We start from the raw sequence: 21,685 nt of genomic DNA on the forward strand, positions 1-21,685 counted from the left end.
ACAGGCTTACTAAAAATAGTTAGGATAATTTCCCTGTTGCGTCCCAAACTGGCCCTAAGTTTTTGCCATGACCTTGCCTTAATCAAACGCTTTGAGGATAATTTGAGTTTTTTTGGAGATATGGGTTGAACGTTTATATAAAGAAACCACAGCAGCAAGCCCATTCTTGCATAATTTGGATGCATGGTTTAGGTGCTGACGCCTCTGATATGGCTGGTCTTGCAGAACAATTGCGATTAGATGACTTAAGTTTGCGTCATGTTTTTCTCGATGCGCCAATACGTCCGGTAACACTCAATAACGGCATGGCTATGCGAGCTTGGTATGATATTATGGGTATGAAATTAACTGATAGGGAAGACAGCGAAGGGATTCAACAATCTGCGAAGTTTATCCATGAAGTCATTGACAGCCAAATTAAGGATGGGTTTAGTTCGGAACAAATTTATCTGGCTGGGTTTTCCCAAGGTGGTGCGATGGCTTTATACACCGCGTTACATATGCCGACAGCGCTTGCTGGTGTGATTGCGTTATCCGCCTATTTGCCTCTCGCCGATAAATGCAGAACAGATCTGACTAAAACAACTCCCATATTTATGGCTGGCGGGCAGTATGATCCAATAGTTTTGCCGATCTGGACAAAACAAACTGCTGAATGGCTAAGTGCGGCGGGTTATCAGGTGAGTATGCATAATTATCTTATGGAGCATTCTGTTTGTGCTGAAGAAATCAATGATCTCTCTCATTGGCTTGTTGCCCAGGAAAAGGGAGAACGTTAATGACCATAGTTAAAAAATCAAGGGTGGTTCCTTTTACTTGCGAGCAAATGTTTGGCTTAGTCAATGATGTTGAGCGTTATGCCGAATTTTTACCCTACTGTGCCCAAAGTTTGGTGCATCATCGTGACGAAGACGAAGTACAAGCCACGTTGGTAATAGCTGCAGCCGGAATGAGTCGATCGTTTACCACGCGCAATCGTTTACAGACCAATAAAATGATAGAAATTCGTTTAGTAGACGGCCCGTTTAGCCACCTGGAAGGCTTTTGGCGCTTCGATGAGGATCCTGAAGGTTGCAAAGTCTCTTTTGATTTGGAATTCGAATTCGCTGGGCGTATGTTTTCCATGCTTTTAGGCCCTATTTTTGAGCAAGTCACTGATAAAATGGTCGATGCTTTTTGTGATCGGGCTGAGGCGGTATATGGTAAAGGTTGAGCTTGTTTATATAGCCGCCGATCAAACATTAGTGCATCATTCTCTCGTTTTAGAGACCGGTGCTACTGTCGCTGCTGCCTTAACCGAATCCGGTATTTTGCGGGAATATCCGGAGGTAGAAAATTTACCTCTCGGTATCTTTTCAAAGAAAGTTTCCTTAGACACTGTACTAAAGTCAGGTGATCGAATTGAAGTATACAGGCCACTTACGCTCGATCCCAAGGAGAGAAGACGCCAGCGAGCAAAAAAGAGTGAGCGTTGACAATTCTGCTGCCTAGGGAATTGTCAACACGACCTTAGGGTAAATCTAGATTTTCACTAAAGCGTAGAAAAGGTTGCTAAATGATCAACTACACAGCCACTTATACCGATAAATATCAACTGACAATGGCTCAAGTTTATTTTCTAAAAGGACAAAAAAATCATGTCGCGATGTTTGATTATTTCTTTCGTAAACTTCCCTTTGGCGGAGGTTATGCTATTTTTGCCGGGCTTGAGGACTTACTAGGGATATTAGAAAATTTTTCATTTAATCAGTCAGATATCGCCTATTTGCACACGCAGGGTTTCCATTCTGATTTTCTTAATTACCTCGAAAATTTTAAATTTAAGGGTACTGTTTACGCATCGCAGGAAGGTGATCTGGTGTTCCCTACTTGTCCTGTTGTCACTGTAGAAGCGGATATCATTGAGGCACAATTAGTAGAGACGATACTGTTAAATGTATTAAATTTTCAAACGCTTATTGCGACTAAAGCTAGCCGGATGCGGCATGTGGCAGGGCAACGTGAGTTGATAGACTTTGGTTTACGCAGGGCACAAGGTCCCGGTGGGTATTATGCAAGTCGGGCAGCTATCATTGGTGGTTTTAATAGCACAAGCAACGTGTGTTGTGGACGCGATTATCATACCCCTATATCCGGGACGATGGCTCACTCTTTTGTGCAAAGTTATGATGATGAACTCTCTGCTTTTCGTGATTTTGCTGAATGTTGGGCAGATAATTGTGTCTTGCTCGTGGATACTTACAGTACGCTGGAGTCGGGTGTCCCTAACGCCATTATCATTGGGAAAGAAATGGAAGCGCGAGGGCAAAAACTTAAGGGGATCCGCTTAGATAGCGGTGATTTAGCCTACTTAGCAAAAAGAGCACGAGATATGTTAGATGAAGCAGGATTAGACTATGTCAAAATTACTGCTTCCAATCAGCTCAATGAAGAAGTGATAAAAAGCCTTCTGGAACAAGAGGCGCCCATAGATTCTTTTGGAGTGGGCACCAATTTAGTTATTGGCGCCCCTGATGCCGCCTTAGATGGCGTATATAAGCTGGCTTTTGCCAACCATAAGCCCCGTATTAAACTTTCTGAGACACTCTCTAAAATTACTTTGCCCTACAAAAAACAAACTTACCGTGTTTTAGAAGCTGATGGTATTTTTTTAGGCGCTGATGTAATTGCGCTTGCTGAGGAAGAGGATTTAGACATGATGTTCCATCCTTTTGAGGAGGCGAAGTCATTCTCCCTAAAAAATTATAAAAAAGAACCGTTGTTGCATAAGGTTATGGAAAAAGGGAAGCGTTTATTTGCAGTGAAAACGCTAAACGAAATTGCTGAGTATAGTCAACAGCGTTTAGCCCTCCTACCCGATGAATATAAGCGTTTGATTAATCCCCACAACTACAAAGTGGGTTTAAGTTATAAGCTCAAACTTCAACGCGAACAACTAATTCAAAAAATGAAGGCGTAAGGACAATGAGGACCTTAATCATCATTGATCTTCAGAATGATTTTATGCCAGGGGGGGCGTTAGCTGTCCCAAATGGCGATTTAATTGTTCCGGTCATTAATAATTTGCTGACGAATTTTGATTTAATCATAGCAACTCAGGACTGGCATCCGGCCAATCACAAAACTTTCGCTTCTCAGCATGCGGGCAAAAAACCTTTTGAAAAAATCATGCTCCACGGGGTTGAGCAAACACTTTGGCCAGACCATTGTGTACAAGGAACAGTTGGTGCTGAATTTCATCCCCAACTAGAAACTAGACCGATAGAAGCTATTTTTCGCAAAGGTACAGATAGGGAAAATGACAGCTATAGCGGATTTTATGACAATCAGCATAAAAAAAGCACAGGATTGGCAGGTTTTTTACGCGAAAAAGGGGCGAAAAATCTTTATTTTTGTGGACTATGTGCCGATATTTGTGTGTATTATACACTCAAAGATGCGATAACCGAGGGATTTACGAGTTGGTTGATCGAAGATGCTACTCAGCCGTTAGACCAATCTAAATTCCAAGTGATAAAAAACGAGTTATTGCAACAAGGGGTTGGGGTTATAAAAAGCGTTGAGTTTTAATGCGCCTAGTCTACAAAAGAATTCCAAAAAATTTGAACAAATTTGCGCGCGTTAGTGGATAGTGCTCCCGCGGGTCAAAATAGCTTACCTTAGTGGAATAATTTAATGCGATTAAAACCACCACTATAGCTTGACAGCTATAGTTTGGTGCACTCAGCCCGGCCTCTCTCCGTTAAACCACCATTACAAGCAAGCGCCTAAAAAGGGCGCTTTAGAGGCTGGCAATGATGGTCTAAGGCTTATGTTCAATGCGTATCAACGTATTGTGTGAGAAATATAAGCTTAAATTCTGTACCATCAGGGATCCGTTTCCTTTCCGTAAAGTATAAGCGTAATCCCAGCGATCATTATTGAAAGTGGGACTTAGCAGACTTGTCCCCATTAAAATTGCCACATCATTTTTACTCATACCCGTTTTTAAGCGTTCTATTTTTGATTGTGGTAATAAATTGCCTTGCTCAACAACGCGCCGAGAAAAATCATAGGATGCACAGTGGCTAAGAGATAATGCTAAAGTGATAGTACCCAGAATTGTAACGATACGCATTTTTTTGCCTGCCATGAAAAATTTCGCCATAATACCATGTCATCCAGAGAAAGACACCCTCCAAGGTGTGGTATCTAGCTAGAAAGGAGCGCTTGTGGAAGAGAGTCAGCAATTAAAAGATGCAGGATTGAAGATTACCATGCCGCGGGTAAAAATATTACAAATTTTAGAGCAATCTCCGCAGCATCATTTAAGTGCAGAAGGGGTTTATAAAGCTTTATTAGATATGGGTGAAGATGTTGGGTTAGCCACTGTATACCGTGTTTTGACTCAGTTCGAAGCAGCGGGCCTGGTTACTCGTCATAATTTTGAAGGCGGGCATTCTGTATTTGAGCTAAGTCAAGGCGAGCATCACGATCATCTCGTGTGTGTTAAGTGTGGTCGAGTTGAAGAATTCGTGGATAAGATCATTGAAGAGCGACAAAAAATGATTGCTGAAAATGCCCAATTCAAAATGACTGATCATGCCTTGAATATTTATGGCCTATGCCCAGATTGTCAAAAAACATAGGTTATGAATTATAATTAACTATACTCATGAGCCATTAGCAAGGATGTTAGGCATGTACGATGATTTACGCAAACCCTATCAGATAGGGGATTTACCGGCAGTGCGGTTAGGCGGAATTTTATTGAATGATCAGTTGGTTCCTGACGCACCTGTTAATTTAGTCGTAAAATCATTTAATCGCCATGGCTTAATTGCCGGAGCGACCGGTAGTGGTAAAACCAAAACCATGCAAGTGCTCAGCGAACAACTCTCTTTACTGGGGGTTCCTAGCTTGGTCATGGATATTAAAGGCGACATTTCGGGATTGGCGGAGGCGGGAGAGGCTAACCCCGTCTTGGAAGAACGTGCAAAATCTTTAGGTTTAACCTACAGCCCTCGCGCTTTCCCAGTTGAATTACTTAGTCTAAATGAGTCGGCTCAGGAAGGTATCCCTTTACGCTCAACAGTTGAAGCCTTTGGGCCTGTTTTGTTTTCTCGTATGCTTGATGTCAATGAAACCCAAGCTGGGGTCGTAACCATTCTTTTTGAATATGCCAAGCTTAATAAGATACCTTTAATTGATTTAGCCGATCTCAAAGCATTGTTGCAATTCGCTCAAAGTGATCAAGGTAAAGAAAAGATTGAAGCCAGCTTCGGCGGTGTATCTTCTGCCTCTGTTGGGACTATTGTTCGTAAGATTATTGAACTCGAATCTCAAGGTGCGGATCAGTTTTTCGGTGAACCGGCCTTTGATGTGATGGATTTAGTGAGGACGAATGCGCAGGGACTTGGGATTATTTCCATTCTTCGCTTGCTCGACATGCAAGATAAGCCGAAACTGTTTTCTACGTTTATGCTGAAATTGTTATCCGATGTGTATAGACAGATGCCTGAACTAGGTGATCCTCCTAAGCCTAAACTCGTATTATTTATTGATGAGGCACATTTAATATTTAGTAATGCGAGTAAAGCCTTATTAAGTTTGTTGGATACGATGGTTAAGTTGATTCGCTCTAAAGGTGTTGGCCTTATTTTTTGTACGCAAACGCCTAACGATATTCCAGATTCAGTATTAAGCCAGTTAGGATTAAAAATACAACATGCTTTACGCGCTTTTACTGCGAAAGATCGTAAGGCAATGAAGCTTGTTGCACAAAATTTCCCATCTTCTCAATATTATGATACAGAAGTACTTTTAACTTCACTTGGCATTGGAGAGGCTTTAGTTAGCGGGCTAGATGCTGAGGGGGAGCCCACGCCATTAGTTGAATGCCGGGTAAGGGCGCCCGAGTCGCGTATGGGAGTAATTAGCCCCCAGGAAATTGCTGCAGTAATAGCGACCTCTACTATAATGCCCCATTATGGTAAACGAGTAAAAGAAGCCTCTGCACAGCAAGTGTTGGGTGCGCAAACTGCTGAGGCAGTAAACAGCACGATCGAAACCCCTAAAAACAAAGCTAAGATGAATGATGAGACACTGGTGGAAAAAATCAGTAAAAGTACTTTGTTTAGGCAAATCGTACGCCAAATAATGCGTGATTTAACCCGAACGCTGCTGTCTGCATTAGGTTTAAGAGGACAAAATAAACAAAAAGATTCTAAGGAGAGAAAATGAGGGTAAATGATTTTTTAAAAAAAACAACATGTTCGGCTGCGGTGATTGGTTTGATTTGCTTGCTAACCAGTTTTGAATTGTCAGCGGCAGATAGCCAATCATCGGTTTCAACACCTAACCAAACGGTTAAGAATCCGGATGGTTCCTCTGTACAAACCTTTCCTAATGGCAGCAAAATAATAACTAACGCAGATGGCTCTTCTGTACAAACGAATGCTGACGGAACTAAAATCGTTAAAAACGCCGACGGTTCTTCTGTACAAACTAACCCTGATGGTACAGAAATTGTGAGGAATACAGATGGCTCGTCAGTACAGACAAACCCTGATGGTACAAAAGTCATCAAAAATGCGGATGGCTCTTCTGTAGAAACAAGGCCTGATGGCACAAAAATCGTTACCAACCCAGATGGCTCATCTGTACAGACCAATCCTGATGGTACCGAAGTCATTAAAAACGCAGATGGTTCGGTTATTAATGGTGCACACTAACCATATCCTTAGTCTCAAAGAACTTTACCCCACCTCTTCCCCCCAAGAAATAGGGGAAGGTTTCTAATGGGCGGATGGGCGCATAGATTGCTGATTCGGGGTTGGTTCAAGATAGCCTGATTTAATATTGAGAAAAGTATGAGTGGAAAATCTAAATGGAGTCAGCTTTGGCTTATCTTCCTCTTTGCAATAACATTGAATGCATTTGCTGATACTAACGATAGCCCTTGTAATGGATTTCTCTCGATTGTGAACCGGCCGACTATCGCTGATAGCCCTTGCACTGCACCCAATAAAAAACTAATCCTCGAATTCGGTTATCAATACCTGAATTTGCTTGGCGGAATTCAAGGCCAGAGTTACCCGTTCGCTGAGTTTCGTTATGGTCTACCGGCTAACAACGAGATTTTTGTTTTTTTGCCTACTTATGTTCATTTGTCGACAAAACCGAGCTCTGGATTCAGTGAGATGGCGGTTGGCTATAAGCATGAACTTTTTTATACCAGCCGAATGATTTTTACCTTAGATGGCTCTCTTATCCCTTCATCTGGTAGTAGAACTTTCGGCAGTAAAGGATGGGGCGGAGAAATTAATGGTATATTTAGTTTCAACCTGAGTGAACAATTTAGTTTTACCTCCCAGTTAGGATTTAGTAGTCAAACCCAATCTATTCTCGCAGGGGGTAAGCGTTTTACTAGCATAAATCCAGATGCTTTTTTCAGTTGGTATCCAGTAGACAGATTAGAAATTTATGCAGAAATTTATGGTCAGAGTAAAACAGCGCCAGACGAAGGCAGTGGCTTTAACGCTGCTGTGGGCATGATTTTCCTTTCTTTCAAAAATATGACGATTGATTTTGAGGGGGGGCAACGCATTAGAGGTTTTTTAGGTGATGTAGAAAATTATGTGGCGGCGGGAGCAGCAATTCAATTTTAAGTCATCGTCGGAAAATCCGATTGATTTAACCAAAACTATGCAGTAGTATGTCTCCAACCCTTGGAAAGGTAAATGGAAACTATGGAGTTTTATCATGAAGAATACAAGCAAGCATACCTCTAAAATAATGGGCACCCTCGGTTACCCCTCAAATCATCGCCAAAATCCCTATCCGTTTCCTACTAATAGCTAGCTTCCCTATAGCTTATACGCGCAAGTCAACGACACAAGGAAACGAAGATGGATGATTTTGTAAAATCAATGCCATTTGGCATAACCGCTGTTGCTGTGAACTCCCGATTTGAAAAATTCAAATTTCTTTTCCCTATTTCGATTCTTCTGGTTTTATGGAAGCGTTTAATTCACGTAAGGGAACTTTTTGGTTCAACGTGAATTAAGAGCAAGTTCATCCTCAAATGGAATAAGGATTGTTTATATGAAATGGGTTTTGTTTTGTTTATTGAATCTAATATCAGTAATGGCAATGGCTCTGCCTCCATGGGTTCAATTTCAGAATTTAACCCCATTTGAAAATACGGTGTATTTTGGTGAGCGAAAAGTCATTAAAATAAAAATGACTCATCGATTCTTGAAATACGCCCAGGAATGGTATCTGCCGCCTGGTATCCAGCTAATACTTGATGGCGGTGTGTGTCCTCCTTTAATTAGCGGGCCAATCTATTTTCCTTTCACTGGCGATTGCTATTTCAGTTTAATAATTTCTGGCGATAAACTTGGGCATAAGATCATCGGAAGCAATATGTACCACCTTGTTGGTGGTGAAGGTGGCTTATTCTGGGATGATTGGCCACTCATACCCTTCGTAGTGAATGTCATCCCACATTCTTTGTCAATGACAAATATTCCTATTCAGACAGGAACTGCGAACATCCCTTTTGCTTTGGATCTTAAAAAATTTGTTAACTACTATGGAGAAAATGTTCAGGCCGGAGTTCCGCCCCAAGCAGAATTAATCCCAGCTTCACAAGACGGATTATTTTTTGATCCGTCGAGTTTTGCTATTGTCGGTACGCCAACAAGAACTGGAACCTATGTGTTTAGTATCGGTGCAACCAATGCTTACGGCAGGGCAGCGCCTACTCAATTGATCATCAATGTAGGGGTTAATCCCAGTGATAAACCCGTGTTCAAAACACATAACTATATTCCCAGTGCCACTCCAGGTAAAGACTACCGATTGAATCTCGTTGAATTGCTGGAATCTAAGCACTTCCAACCAAATAGTCCCGTACGCTTTCGCATCGATCAAAATGAAGTGCACCCCAAGTGGCTTAAGGTTGATGGGGGAGGTAATAACTACCTTGTTGGCGTTCCTCAGCTTGAAGATGCAGGCAATGAATATGAAGTAACACTCATTGCTTCCACTAACACAGGAGGGGACTCTTGGCCATTAGAGGTTAGGATTCCTGTCGCCACTGATCCGAATAGTAAACCCTCGATTAAGCCCTTCTCACTCGAAAAATCGGTAGGAAATGAATTTTCCTATGATATGAGAAAACAAGTCATTGATCCGACAAATGATCCTAATCCTAAATTGGTTATCGATCATATTGAACCTCAAGCAGAATGGTTACAAATTTCTCCCATTGACCCAACCTTATTAACGGGTTCAGTTCCCTTGGATGTAACTGGGCAAAAATACCAGATTACTTTGCGCGTTAATACCCGGATTGGCGGCGATTCCTATCCAATTAAAGTGACGTTGAGTATTGCGGCGGATGAGGAAAGAAAACCCCGTTTTAAAGATGCCAATCCACAAATGCCAACCGTTTATCCAGGCCAGCCGTTTTATCATGATTTCGTGCTTAACCACGATATCTTTCCCGAATATGAAGATACTCCTTATGTTGTCGAATTTGCACAAACTCATGAAAAACCATGCTGGTTACGCATTGAAGACAATAAACTGATTGCAGATTTGGTACCTGATCTTGAAGAACAATTTCTGCAAATTTACCTAACAATCCAAAACGTTCCTGGAGGGAAGTCAGAAGTTATCCCTTTGTCGTTATTTGTGATGAATTAATTAGGAGAAGCTCAGGATGACACAAGTATTTACTAATGATGGCTTAGGAATAAGTGGTTCTTCGCTTGGACAATTGGGCAATTATGGACCGAAAGGTAAAGCAGAATTAGGCCAGGGCGGCGAGTCTGTTTACATGAATGCTGCAAATGGTAATTTGGTATTGCGTCAGTTGGACGGTTTTTTAGCAAGTCAAGGTTTAGGCTTTGAAGTCATCCAAAGTTATAACTCCCTCGGTGAGGGAGGGAAAAACTGGCAGTTCAACACGCAGAGCCATCTTTCTTTACAGGGAACAGCTAATTGCGAAGGCTCTGAGCTCACTCGCATTGACGCGGATGGGCATATTAGTCATTTTATTTTTAATATAAATAAAGGTCTTTATGTTGATAAGAAGGGCGGAACTGCGACCCTCAGTTTCAAAGAGAATCAATGGATTTATCGAGAAGGTGCCAGTGCTTGCTCTTACGAATACAACCTTGATGGCTATTTAACAAAACTTACTGATCGCGATGGTCACCAACTGCAATTTTTCTACCGTGAAGGGTTACTCAATTATATCGTTGATAACAGCAGTAACCAGTTCATTAAGTGGGCCTTTAATCAAGGCCTATTGCATGAACTCACGGTAACAAGTGATGGTATAACTGTGCATCATTTGCAGTATGACTATGATGAACAAAATCGCTTAAGCAAAGTGAGTCGGGATTTAACTGAGGGCAAAAGTTACTGGATAAGTTATCATTACGTAGGCGACTCAAATCGCATTTCGACTATACGTCAATCAGATGGCACTGCTTTGTTGATTGATTACGATGATAAAGGTCGGGTGAAAAAAATAGTTGATGGTGAGAATCGAACAACCACCTATGAATATCCTGACGGAAAGACACTGGCTACTAATGATAAAGGTGAAAAATGGGTCTATTTTTATGATAATCAGAACCGTTTAACCGGAATTGACGGTCCCGGAAGCAGCCATGTTCGTTACGCTTATGAGGGTAATTATTTAACCGACATTTATCAAGGTGATTTACATTGGTTGCTGAAATATAATGAAGCTGGCGATTGTGTAAGCATACAAGAACCATCGGGGCAAATCACTTCTCGAGTCTATGATAATGAACATCGCTTGTTAAGTGAAACCAGCTATACCTGTTTTGATGGCAATCATCATCCGGCCACTCCTAAGACCAATCATTTTGTCTATGATGAAAAGGGACATTTACGCTTTAAAATTGCGGGTGATGGCACCGTCTCTGAATACCGTTATAATCGAGATGGGCAATGCATTAGCAGTCGGGTTTATTTTCAAACAAATTACGATATAGCGCAATTAACCAATGAGCGAAATCTTAAATTAGAAGATCTGCTAAGTTGGGTCGGCACGCAAAAAGCCCAAGCAATCACACTCACGACCTATCATTATGATTGGCGAGGACTTTTAGATGAAGAAACTCATTATCAGACTATCAATGCTGAAGGTGAAGGGCAACAGGATGGGGCTGTAATCACTTATTTTCGGCATGATGCAACAGGAAGGCTTGTGGAAAAAACGGTTCCTGTGAATGGAAAATTAAGCACAACGAGCTACATCTACGATGATCTAGGACGCTTAATCCAGCGCACTGATAATCAAAACCATAGCCAGCGATTTGAGTATGATGATCTTCATCAACGAACCATCGAAACCGATGCAAATGGTTTACAAACCATTCGTACTTATGACAGCTCCGGACTCTTGCTAACCACTCAATATTTGGATGGTAGGCAAAAAGATTACGGCACAATTTATTACTCCTATGATAAAGCAGGCCTCTTACAATCCGAGACCAGTATGGATGGCAGCATCACCTATTACTTTTATGATGGTGAAGGACGGCTCCAAGCTAAATGCGATCCGGGTGGGTATTTAACCGAATATTGCTACGATAATAACGGACGCCTTATTCAAACAGTTCATTATAATGAAACAGTGAGCACAATTGATTGGCAGAAAAACATTCCTTTATGGTTCACCGTAAAGCCCCAAAAAAGTCCTAAAGACCGCGCGAGCCAAACAGTCTATAACCGCTATAACCAAGTTGCTTACCAAATTGATGCCGAAGGGGGCATTCTTGCTCTTGAGTATGATGCAACAGGCCGTGTAGTGACTAAGACGGCTTACGCCACGCGCTTAAATGGTTACAGTGGGCAAATTTTATCTTTCGACGAGATAAAACTTCAAGGCAGTAAAGAGGATCGTAGTATTCATTATTTTTATGACAGTGGAGGCCGTTTACTTGCTGAGGTCAATGGTGAAGGGGCAGCAACTGCTTTTCGTTACGATAAAGCAGGGCATTTAATAGAAACCATTCGCTACGCGAATCGCTTAAGCTTCCCACTTGATGCAGAGTGGAAAGCACCCAAAAGCACCTTTAAGGATATTCATAATCTCAGTCTTTACAACGCAGCTGGTTTAAAAGTTGTTGATATTGACCCTTTAGGATTTGCTATCACCTATAAGTACAATGAAAGGGGATTGCTTATTCAAAAACGTGGCTTTTCCACAGCATTAAGTAAGGAAGTATTAGCAAGCATCAATGAAAAGACATTTCTTAGCGCTCTTGCACTCAAAGAGAAATCGTCTGACCATGTCACGAGTTATCTTTACAATGATCTGGATCAATTAATTGAAGAGCGCTCGCAAAATGGTTTACTGACAAAATTTCGCTATGACGAAAAAGGCTTAATTCTTGAAAAAATAATTACCGATACCAAAACAGCTGAAATTCGCGGGCAGATTTTCCGCTATGATGCTATGGGTAGAGTGAGCCAACGTTTAGATGAGATTGGGGTTCAAGAATTACTAAAAGCGGCTGCGCCCACTCCAGAAGAATGTGAAGGAATCTGGCAACGGCATGGCCTTCATTACCGTTATGATTTAGCTGGGAGATTAATAAGTCTTACAAATGGACTGAATCAAACGACCCATTATTATTATAATGAAACTGGATTATTGAATTATGCGGTGAATGCTGAGGGCCGGGTGACCGAATATCAATATAATTCGTTTAACCAAATGGTCATGACGCGCCGTTACAGCAAGTTGCTGAAAGAAACAGCGATCTCGTCTGCCGATCTTGTGGATCGTGTAAGTGCTCTGCAAGATGCCGCAGTGGATGAAATCACTTATTATGAATACAACACATTAGGGCAATTAGTAAAAAAATTAACAGGTAGTAGGGCTCAGCAAACGACCCAATATAATGTTTTTGGTGAACTAGAAGAAACGCATGTAAGTATCAATTCCTCTCAGGAAGTAGTGACCCAGTACCATTATGATCGACGTGGATTGCTGCGTTATCAAGTGGATAATCTAGGGGGATTTAACCGCAAAACAGAAATTCAGTATGATGTTTTTGGGCGTATTGAAAAGACGATTGACGGTCGAGGAGGAGTAACGAGTTACAGCCTAAACCGCCGCGGCGAACGCGTTATGGTTGAAGATCAAGCAAGGTATAAAAAGCAATTCGCTTACGATGCATTTGGCCGTATTCTCTCAGAAACGAATAATGCTTATAGAGCGATTAATTTCTTTGTTTATGATGACCAAAATAATACTCTTACTCTCGAACACCCAGAACAAAAAACCAAAATAGTTACCCAATTCAATGCATTTGGTGACAAAATCACAGTTACCGATGCTAACGGCCAAGTGACACACTATGCCTTTGACGCGAAGGGACAATTACTGAGCGTGAGTGCCCCTGAAGGGGTTAGCAAGCACTACCTTTATGACGAAGCAGGTCATTTAGTTTGGCAAGACAGCAATGGACAAGCGATCCGCTACAGCTATGACGCGGAGGGGCGTGTCTTAAGTAAAACGGTCGCCCCAGACGGCTTAGCACTGACAACTCGGTATCGCTATGATGGTGTTGGGCGTCAGTTGGAAGTGATTGAAGCGAACGGCTTATGTAAACAATTTAGTTACGATAATTGCGGCAACCTGATTCAAACCCGCATCGATCCTAAAGGACTTAACCTCACAACGGATTTTTTTTACGATGATCGCGGATTGCTTCTTAGGCAAATTGAATTTAATCCGCAAGGTAAAAATAAAGTTACAGCCTACGAGTGGGATGCATTGGAAAGGCGTAAGGCAACCATTCTTGATCCAGAAAGTTTAAAGTTGACTACGCGCTATGAGTACGACGAGAATGATAATCTTATCAGTGAAACTGATGCGAACAATAACACGCGTCATTTTCTTTATGATGGGAAGAATCAGTGCCGTTTTCAAATCGATGCCCGCGGTACAGTGACTGAACATATCTATGATGCAAATGGCCACGAAGAAAAAACGATTGCCTATGCAAACCGCATCCCTGCATTGGATAAATACACAGAAGCGAATCTTCGTTTAGTACTAAAACCTTCAGAAAATGACCAATATCAATTCCGACTTTATGATTTTGCAGGGCGCGTTACTGTCTATTTCGATGCTTTAGGTTACGCGACTACCTATGCCTATGATGGTAATGGTAATTTGGTGCACATGACTCGATTTGCCAACCCCCAGTCATTGGATATGCTTAAAGCCGGAAATTTAGTTTTGCCTAAGAGTAAGAAAGAAAGAGATCGCCATCAGTATTTTGCCTACAATGGCCTAAACCAACTGATTTATCAACTTGACGAGAAAAATTATCTTACTCAATTTAGTTATAATTCTTCTGGGCAATTAATAGCCAAAGCCCGATTTGCGCAATGCCTAGCTCTTGAAGGAAAAGTTGTTTCGTCGGAAGTTATACGCGCAAACATTAAGTCCTCTTCCACAGATCAATACACTCTTTATGCTTATGACACTGCCGGCCGCTTAAGTCATGAATTAAGCGCTAACGGTATTGCTAGAGCTTATTTTTATGATGGAGCAGGTAATATCATTGCCAATTTACAGTATGCAGTACCTCTTGAGCATTCCACCTTAAGGGATGATTGGCAAAATCAGATCTTAACAAGTGGTCAGGATCGATTAACGCGTTTCGTCTACGATGCAGCAGGGAGGGAAGTATATCGGGTTAGCGCTGAAGGCCGTGTTTTGGAGAGGCGTTACGATGCTTTAGGCAATGTCATTAACGAAATCGTCCATCATGAACGGTTTGTTATATCAAGTGGAGTTAAAAGCGATTTGCGACAAATTTTAAAAGCTGATGAGCAAGCGATTATCACGTCCTTTACGTATGATGATGTTAGCCGTCTCGTCGCTAAAACAGATGCTAAACAACAAACCACGCGCTATCGCTATGATAACAATAGTAACTTGCTAGCTAAAAATGAGGCTAATTCAGCCGAATGGACATATGTTTATGACGAGGCGAATCAGCTCATTGAAACACACTCACCAAGTACGTTAATCATGAGCCTAGAGGCCGGGCAATGGTTAGCAAAAACTCGTTCCATCCTAACGCGAAATAGCTATGACAGTTTCGGCAATGTCATTTCAACAATTCGAGATGTGGGGGGGGAAAACCAAGTAACCCGTTATGTTTATGATAACAATAACCGCAAAATAAAAACGATCTATCCCGATGTGCTATTGAACATTGCCAGCAATAAAGCGAGCCCCGATCGTCAAGAACAAGCGCAAACATTAACCGAAGTGCAAGAATATAATGCTTTTGGTGAAATAGTTGCTAGTCAAGATAGGGCAGGCAACTGGCGTTATAATGCTTACGATAGTAAAGGACAATTATTGTATAGCTTGGATGCCAAAGGTGCATTAACAAGGTTTACTTATGATGCTTTTGGCAATGTAGTGTCGAGGACGCGTTATGCCAAAGCCTTGAGCTGGTCTAAAGACCTGGATTGCAGCAGTGATGCATTTGCCGAAGCTGCACTTCCAAGTGCCTCTGATCGCGAAGAGTTTTATCAATATGATTTAGATAACCGTTTAATCGAAAAATCCCAAAGTCCAACCCGCACTTACAATGCCGCGACGAATCATTATGATACTCTTAGGCCGACCACACGCACTAGCTATAATGCGTTTGGTGAAATCACTCAGGTTGCCATTAAGCGTAATGAAATCGATTGGGCAATAACAAACTACTATTACGACAAGGATGGCTTAAAACAAGCCTGCTTGGATGCAGAGCACTATCTGACCACTTACACGTACAATACTTCCGGCAAACTGACTGACGAAATTCAGTATGCAAATCGAGCAAATTCTTGGGATAAAAGCCAAGTTATTATTCCTGAGTTGAGTGTGAACGATCGTCATGTGGTTTTTACCTATGATGTATTAGGGCAATTAACCAGCAAGACATTAAAAAAAGTAAGTTGTCAGCGGCTCATTAATGGAAGCAATCGTTATGAAACGATCATCGCCGATGTAACAACTAATTATACTTATGATGCATTGGGAAATTTGACATCCATCACTGATGCTTTAGGTTATACCGCTTATTGTTATTACAATGCTCTAAATCAATTAATCGCTAAAGTAGGACCCGCGACATCAAAAGGCCGAGCTGCAACAAGTTATAGCTACGATGCTTTAGGGCAGCTCGTTGAGGTCACTCGTTTTGCTCATGGTGCTGCCTATGCCGACAAAGAACATTATGTATTGAACGGTGTTTCAGCTGAAGATGTTACTACGCATGCTATCTATGACAGCCAAGGGAGGCTGCTTACAGAAATTGATGGTTTAAATCACGCCATTCAATATAGCTATGATGCGAACGGTCAAAGGGTAAGAAGTTGGCAAGTCGTGTCGCAGGTTGATGGTTCGCATAGGTTGATTGATAAACGCTACGCCTATGATAAAGAAGGACATTTAGTACAAACTGCAACCTACAAAAATGATGGCCAGCCCATGACGGAAGATGCTGTTTATAATGCTTTTGGTGAAACGGTTGCCAAAGGAATAAACGGCAATTTAACTATTCATATCGAATATGACCATCTAGGTCGGGTTCGGCGCTCAAACACCCAAGGTTTTTATCAGATTTATGTATACGATTTAATTGACCATGTTACCCAAGTAGTGACTTCTACCAATGCCTATTCTGAAGAATATGATAACCATGGTGTGGATTTATCCAGCGACCGATTCAACGAAACCGAGCAATTTACTGAAGACCAGTGGCGTTTTAATTTGCAACGCCAAAATAATATCTATGATGGGCTTGGTCGTACTTTAAGCCAGCGTAAGGAATTTACTGTTCACGCAGAACAAATTGGACAAAAGGACCGTTTAGAAATCGTACAGCAGTCACAGCAAGTTGACCGGTGGGGTAATATCTTATCGCATATCAGTGCACGGGGGTTTGAAACACGGTATGAATACAATGCATTTGACCAAGTGATTAAGCAAGAGCTTCCAGAAACGGTTGCTTTTGATGAAAAGATGGTTGCACATTCACTTAAACCCACTCTTTATTATGCTTATGATGCATTAGGTCGTGCCATTGCAATGACTGATGCAAATGGACATATCGTAGGGAAAATTTTAGATGCCGAAGGGCGAATACGGGCTGAAATTGATGCGAAAGGGAAGATGCGATTTAAAGACTACAATCTTTTGGGGCAACTAGTCTCACTTCAAAATGAGTTAGGCGGTTTAACGACGTATGCTTACGATAAAGCGAACCGTTTAGTAAGTGTAAATTCTGCAAAAGGCAAGCAAACTTATGTTTATGATGAGACAGGTGAATTAATCGTCCAATCGAATGCGCTTGGGCAGTCTTTGTTATTTTGGTACGACAATCTAAATCACCAAATTGCTAAAAAAGACACCAGTGGCCGCATGACTTATGCAAAATATGATGATGCGGGTCATAAGACTTTCGAACAAGAGGCGAATAGCCTTAGTCAATCCTGGAGCTATGACACAAATGGCCGTTTGCGATCCCATACCGATTTAGGTGGACATATTACCGCCTACGAATACAATAAAAATGGACTTTTATTGGAAGAAACTTCGACAACCGGTAAAAGCATCAGCTACCGCTATCGAGGGAACGGTGAGCTTTTATCCTATTCCGATAACGCCTGCGAAGAGTCTGTCTTTTACTCCTATGACGCGGATGGCAACATAATCTCAAAAACAGCATCACGCCCTCTCGAAAAGCCAGATGGTTGGATACGTGAAACAGATGGGTATGCTTATGACACTAACGGGCGGTTAATTGCAGTCAGGCGCCACCGTCCTAATGACACTGATAATCGGTTCCCAGAGAAGGAGCATGCACTTTTAAATATTGATTATCACTATGATGCAGCTGGTAACATTCGCCATACTTCCGTGGAGGCAAATTATACGGGCTACCAAAAAGTGAGGCGGGATGATTATTACACATATGATGCGAATAACCGTATGTTGATTAATAAGGGCGGCTTCGTCAATGGTGGAATCATCGTCAGCGACTCGCAAAGCTCTTACCTGGATTATGATGATGCTGGGAATATTAAAAGTGCATGGAAATTTGAGAACGGGGCATTACAACAATACAATTACAAGTATAATAATTTAAATCAATTGGAGTCGATTAGTAAGAATGGCGGCTTATTAAAGACGATACAGTATGATGCGATAGGCCGAGTTGACGAAGAGCGCTTATATGATGTGTTTGCTCATGCTGCAAGCATCACTCGAATGATTTATGACAGGGATCTCCTTCAATATCAAACCACAAGTACTCTTGTCGCAGGCACTTGGCAAGAAACCGATAAGAATCAATATTATTACGATGCGGTCGGTAATTTAGTGGATATAGCGAACCAATTTTACCAAAACGGAGTGTGGTATCAGCGCTATCATCACTATACCTTTGAACATTGGGGTAGCTATTTGCAATCGATGGACATAGCCTCTTTGTCTATTAATAATGGTCAGCTCACTCAGGGTTTAAGCGTACGTCATTATGATGTAAATGGCCAACTTTCTAACGCGGTCGATATCCCGATAACAGGTAGTGGCGGCATACCCAGTAGTATTGATTACAAAATCAGTACGCTTGAAGGGATCCGTGGTAGAAAAGAAGGCAGTGGGCAAACGAATTATTTAACCGTGGCTGGCAAAACGATTGGCGATTTACGATTAGATAGTGATGGAACCCAGCACTTGAATGTCTATGGCGGCTTTAGTCCAACAGGCAGCCAACGGGCTGGTTCGTTTGCGGCTTATTTCGGGGATTTTGCTCCTGCCTTCATGAATAGTACTGCTGAGTTTTTGCAAAGGGAAGCGTTAGGTACTCAGAGCAACGAAATTCCAGTAAATACGCCTCAAGACAATATAGGAGCCTATACGGTACAGGCAGGAGATAATTTAGAGAGTATCGCACTCCAAATTTATGGTGATAGCAGTTTTTGGTATCTTATCGCAGACGCTAATGGTCTTACAGATAAGTTAGGGGGACTCCACAATGGCCAGAGGTTGGTCATTCCGCCAGTTGCGACAAGACAACATTTAAACAATGCAACCCATCGTGTCATCAGCAGTAGCGATTTAATTGGTGACACTTCCCCGACTGTTCCGATGTCTCCCCTATCTACTCCTGCACCGTTAATCCCGCATAGAAAATCACATTCATTGTTTAAGAAAATAGCAGTTGCCGCTGTAACTGTCATTGCTACGGTATTGGCTGCCGCTGCTTTTGCAACACTAGCAGGTGCGATAGGTGCAACCTTAAGCGAAGGGTTAAAAGGTCTTTTACATTTAGGTATGAAGGCATTAGCCGGCCAGGCAATGGGGATGGCAGGCTCTCTGGCAACAGGGTTTGCGGCTGGAGTCACAGGCAACCTCGCAGGCCAGGGATTAGCCAATATCCTAGGTTTACAAAAAGGGCTCAATTTAAAGGGGTCTTTAGTAACAGGCCTTTCTACTGCAGCATCTGCAGGAATTCTGAATGGTTTAAATTCAAGCGAAGCTTTCACAAGCCTCCTTGGGAAATTCGACAAGCTCTCCCCCTCAGGGTTTAGTGTCTCCTCAGCAGCGGAGATGATGGGAGAAGATGCAGTAAGCCAGGGCGTTAGCTTGGCACTGCAAAACCATCAACATTTTAGTTGGTCAGAATTAGGGGCAAAAGGAGTGTTTGGAGGAATTGCAGGGAGTAAGCAAGGGGAGAAGTTTAGCAAATCATTAAACAGGAATCTCGGTGAAGGTGCAGGAAGTGTTATCCATTCTGAGTTAAATGCATTAGCCACCGACGGGTTACAAAGTGCAATAAGTGGCGGCGGTTTTAATGCAACTCAAGTGCTAAGTGATAATCTGGGTTCAGCAATTGGCACCGGGTTGATTCGATCACAAATTGCCCAAACAAAACCCAGTCAACCGTCTCAATTGTTCCAGGAAATAGAAGAAGGGGAATACTGTCCCTTCCCTCAAGTGCCACCGGAAGAAATGTCGACCATTCCGGCAGGCACTTATGGGCAATCTAATCAAGATGAAACAGCAAGTCGCCAAGTGTATGAATCCATTAGTGAGAAAGCGAATGAATTATGGAATGATTATGGTGATACCCTGCTGACATACGGACCTAAATTGTTCGGGGTTTGGGGGGAAAAATCAGCAGGAGTAAGTACGGAGAGTGATTTATCAGTTGGTTTATCGACATTTGTAAAAGATTCATCAATAAACTGGATGCGGGAACTAAGTTCTACCATTTGGGAAAAAGGAAAAATAGGGAATAGGCTAACAGGCGTTGAACAAGTAGGAGAGGGGGTAATAGAAATGGCAGGTGCGGCAGCACTGGAAGGCAGCTCGGCAGGCCTATCAACCCCACTCAGCTACCTCCTTGGCATCCACGCTGCAGATAAAATCGCAACCGGCCTAAAAATGACAGCAACAGGAGAACTAGCCCAATCTCAAACGCTAACCGCCCTACAAAAAACCAATCTTACGGAGCAAAATATCACCCTCATAGACGATACTTTCTCAGCAGCGACAATTGTCGGTGGAGCAAAAAGGCTCGCATTTAAAGTTGGGAAATATGGCGAAAAAAGCTATTATAACTTCAACCAAACCTCAGTAATGGCAAGTCTTACCTCCTGGAGAGCAAGAAGAGGGGTAGAGTTTAGTAGCGTTATAGGGAGCGGGATGCTAGGTGGACTTTCAGGAGCTTACGGGGCTTTTGCTTCTGGGGGAAATAAATATGATGTTGGGGTTGGGGCTTTAGCGGGGGCGGTTATTTCGATGGGAGGAGAAATAAACCGTTTTAAAACAGTTTTAGGCAATCCTTATATAGCTTCTGGATTATCAAATCTCATTGGCCAATATGCTGCTCATCTACGAGATCCAGCAAATAACCATTACAGCCTATTCTCTTTTGGTTTTGTATTGTTGGGGGCAGGGGTTTCGAATGCAATCAGTAAACCTATAAGTGTGAGGGTTACAAAAACTATGATTGATTCCATGTTTAATGGATTTTTTAGTGGTATGGGCAGTAATATTGGTAAAGTTACGGGATGGTAATTATGATTTGGAAAGATACTCATTTAAGTAAAAAGCCTGCACTTCCAAGACCGGTTTATGTTGTTATTTCACCTATTCTTTTTATGATGGCCTATTGGGGTATCAATGATTTTGTTTTTAATATGAGCACAAGAGATGGGATTATTTCGGGAATAGTATCGGTTTTTTTAATCTTTTATGGTCTTTGCAATGCGTTTATGATTCTAAAAGGGGGTGAATATGTTGAGCGAATTGAAAAAAAAGAAGATTGTTTTATCCTAACCAATATTTTTAGGAAAAAAATTAATTTCATGGCTTCAGATATCAAGTCGGTTGAAGTTTCGAGGTTTTCAGTTATAGACAAATTTTTAACGGGATTTGCTAAACATATTCCAGGATTAGACTTAATTTTAAAGGACGGAAGTAAATATTACATCACTTCAGATATGGAGAATATTGAGTCATTAAAAGAGCACCTTCTTGAAAAAGAGAGCATTGCATATAAATAAACTTAACCTTTAGGAAAACTCTTCAAGTTTGCGGTTTTCCATTGTTCTAGCC

The 21,685-nt window shown here is 41.8% G+C and carries 14 protein-coding genes; 13 read left to right on the forward strand and 1 reads right to left on the reverse strand.

The genetic code is table 11. The annotated features are described in order from the left end of the window. Window positions 1-125 precede the first annotated feature (125 nt). The 5 genes from LMI_RS02275 to pncA all read left to right on the forward strand — a co-directional run bounded on the left by LMI_RS02275 (window position 126) and on the right by pncA (window position 3,570). Complete coding sequence (locus tag LMI_RS02275; protein WP_074454233.1) at window positions 126-779, forward strand: alpha/beta hydrolase; 654 nt, start codon at window positions 126-128, stop codon at window positions 777-779. Next, window positions 779-1,213: a type II toxin-antitoxin system RatA family toxin gene (locus LMI_RS02280; protein WP_045098357.1), complete on the forward strand. Its 435-nt coding sequence runs from the start codon at window positions 779-781 to the stop codon at window positions 1,211-1,213. The genes LMI_RS02275 and LMI_RS02280 overlap by 1 nt, the downstream gene beginning before the upstream one ends. Further along, a complete protein-coding gene (locus LMI_RS02285; RefSeq protein WP_045098358.1) occupies window positions 1,200-1,475 on the forward strand; it encodes an RnfH family protein in 276 nt (91 codons plus the stop codon). The genes LMI_RS02280 and LMI_RS02285 overlap by 14 nt, the downstream gene beginning before the upstream one ends. An 80-nt stretch (window positions 1,476-1,555) precedes the next feature. Beyond that, window positions 1,556-2,959, forward strand: coding sequence for a nicotinate phosphoribosyltransferase (locus tag LMI_RS02290; protein WP_045098359.1), 1,404 nt, complete (start codon window positions 1,556-1,558; stop codon window positions 2,957-2,959). Window positions 2,960-2,964: 5 nt separating this feature from the next. Continuing rightward, the gene (pncA, locus tag LMI_RS02295; RefSeq protein ID WP_045098360.1) at window positions 2,965-3,570 is read left to right on the forward strand and encodes a bifunctional nicotinamidase/pyrazinamidase; all 606 of its coding nucleotides are present in this window, start codon (window positions 2,965-2,967) and stop codon (window positions 3,568-3,570) included. Window positions 3,571-3,802: 232 nt separating this feature from the next. Here pncA and LMI_RS02300 read toward each other — a convergent pair whose 3' ends face one another. Next, the gene (locus LMI_RS02300; RefSeq protein WP_045098361.1) at window positions 3,803-4,147 is read right to left on the reverse strand and encodes an outer membrane protein assembly factor BamE; all 345 of its coding nucleotides are present in this window, start codon (window positions 4,145-4,147) and stop codon (window positions 3,803-3,805) included. Window positions 4,148-4,211: 64 nt separating this feature from the next. Here LMI_RS02300 and fur point away from each other — a divergent pair, with 64 nt between their 5' ends. The 8 genes from fur (at window position 4,212) to LMI_RS02335 (ending at window position 21,633) form a co-directional block, all read left to right on the forward strand. Beyond that, complete coding sequence (gene fur / locus LMI_RS02305) at window positions 4,212-4,628, forward strand: ferric iron uptake transcriptional regulator (RefSeq protein WP_045098362.1); 417 nt, start codon at window positions 4,212-4,214, stop codon at window positions 4,626-4,628. 52 nt (window positions 4,629-4,680) lie between these two features. Beyond that, a complete protein-coding gene (locus LMI_RS02310) occupies window positions 4,681-6,222 on the forward strand; it encodes a helicase HerA-like domain-containing protein (RefSeq protein WP_045098363.1) in 1,542 nt (513 codons plus the stop codon). Then, window positions 6,219-6,713: a hypothetical protein gene (locus LMI_RS14745; protein WP_052679414.1), complete on the forward strand. Its 495-nt coding sequence runs from the start codon at window positions 6,219-6,221 to the stop codon at window positions 6,711-6,713. Before LMI_RS02310 ends, LMI_RS14745 begins: the two co-directional genes overlap by 4 nt. Window positions 6,714-6,851: 138 nt before the next feature. Further along, on the forward strand, window positions 6,852-7,649 hold the full coding sequence (locus LMI_RS02320; RefSeq protein ID WP_052679415.1) for a hypothetical protein: 798 nt from the start codon (window positions 6,852-6,854) through the stop codon (window positions 7,647-7,649). A 240-nt stretch (window positions 7,650-7,889) separates the two neighbouring features. Continuing rightward, window positions 7,890-8,042, forward strand: coding sequence for a hypothetical protein (locus tag LMI_RS15295; protein ID WP_153280296.1), 153 nt, complete (start codon window positions 7,890-7,892; stop codon window positions 8,040-8,042). A gap of 43 nt (window positions 8,043-8,085) precedes the next feature. Then, complete coding sequence (locus LMI_RS02325; protein WP_045098364.1) at window positions 8,086-9,696, forward strand: Ig domain-containing protein; 1,611 nt, start codon at window positions 8,086-8,088, stop codon at window positions 9,694-9,696. A gap of 16 nt (window positions 9,697-9,712) precedes the next feature. Next, window positions 9,713-21,145, forward strand: coding sequence for a LysM peptidoglycan-binding domain-containing protein (locus tag LMI_RS02330; RefSeq protein ID WP_045098365.1), 11,433 nt, complete (start codon window positions 9,713-9,715; stop codon window positions 21,143-21,145). Between the two features lie 2 nt (window positions 21,146-21,147). Continuing rightward, window positions 21,148-21,633: a hypothetical protein gene (locus LMI_RS02335; RefSeq protein ID WP_045098366.1), complete on the forward strand. Its 486-nt coding sequence runs from the start codon at window positions 21,148-21,150 to the stop codon at window positions 21,631-21,633. Window positions 21,634-21,685 lie beyond the last annotated feature (52 nt).

The organism is Legionella micdadei (genome assembly GCF_000953635.1).
Taxonomy (GTDB): Bacteria; Pseudomonadota; Gammaproteobacteria; order Legionellales; family Legionellaceae; genus Tatlockia; species Tatlockia micdadei.

Bases quoted from the DNA above. Each gene is read 5' to 3' on its own strand.
- LMI_RS02280 (WP_045098357.1), top strand. From the start codon at position 779: ATGACCATAGTTAAAAAATCAAGGGTGGTTCCTTTTACTTGCGAGCAA.
- LMI_RS02285 (WP_045098358.1), top strand. From the start codon at position 1,200: ATGGTAAAGGTTGAGCTTGTTTATATAGCCGCCGATCAAACATTAGTG.
- LMI_RS02290 (WP_045098359.1), top strand. From the start codon at position 1,556: ATGATCAACTACACAGCCACTTATACCGATAAATATCAACTGACAATG.
- pncA (WP_045098360.1), top strand. From the start codon at position 2,965: ATGAGGACCTTAATCATCATTGATCTTCAGAATGATTTTATGCCAGGG.
- LMI_RS02300 (WP_045098361.1), bottom strand. From the start codon at position 4,147: ATGGCGAAATTTTTCATGGCAGGCAAAAAAATGCGTATCGTTACAATT.
- LMI_RS02310 (WP_045098363.1), top strand. From the start codon at position 4,681: ATGTACGATGATTTACGCAAACCCTATCAGATAGGGGATTTACCGGCA.
- LMI_RS14745 (WP_052679414.1), top strand. From the start codon at position 6,219: ATGAGGGTAAATGATTTTTTAAAAAAAACAACATGTTCGGCTGCGGTG.
- LMI_RS02320 (WP_052679415.1), top strand. From the start codon at position 6,852: ATGAGTGGAAAATCTAAATGGAGTCAGCTTTGGCTTATCTTCCTCTTT.
- LMI_RS15295 (WP_153280296.1), top strand. From the start codon at position 7,890: ATGGATGATTTTGTAAAATCAATGCCATTTGGCATAACCGCTGTTGCT.
- LMI_RS02325 (WP_045098364.1), top strand. From the start codon at position 8,086: ATGAAATGGGTTTTGTTTTGTTTATTGAATCTAATATCAGTAATGGCA.
- LMI_RS02330 (WP_045098365.1), top strand. From the start codon at position 9,713: ATGACACAAGTATTTACTAATGATGGCTTAGGAATAAGTGGTTCTTCG.
- LMI_RS02335 (WP_045098366.1), top strand. From the start codon at position 21,148: ATGATTTGGAAAGATACTCATTTAAGTAAAAAGCCTGCACTTCCAAGA.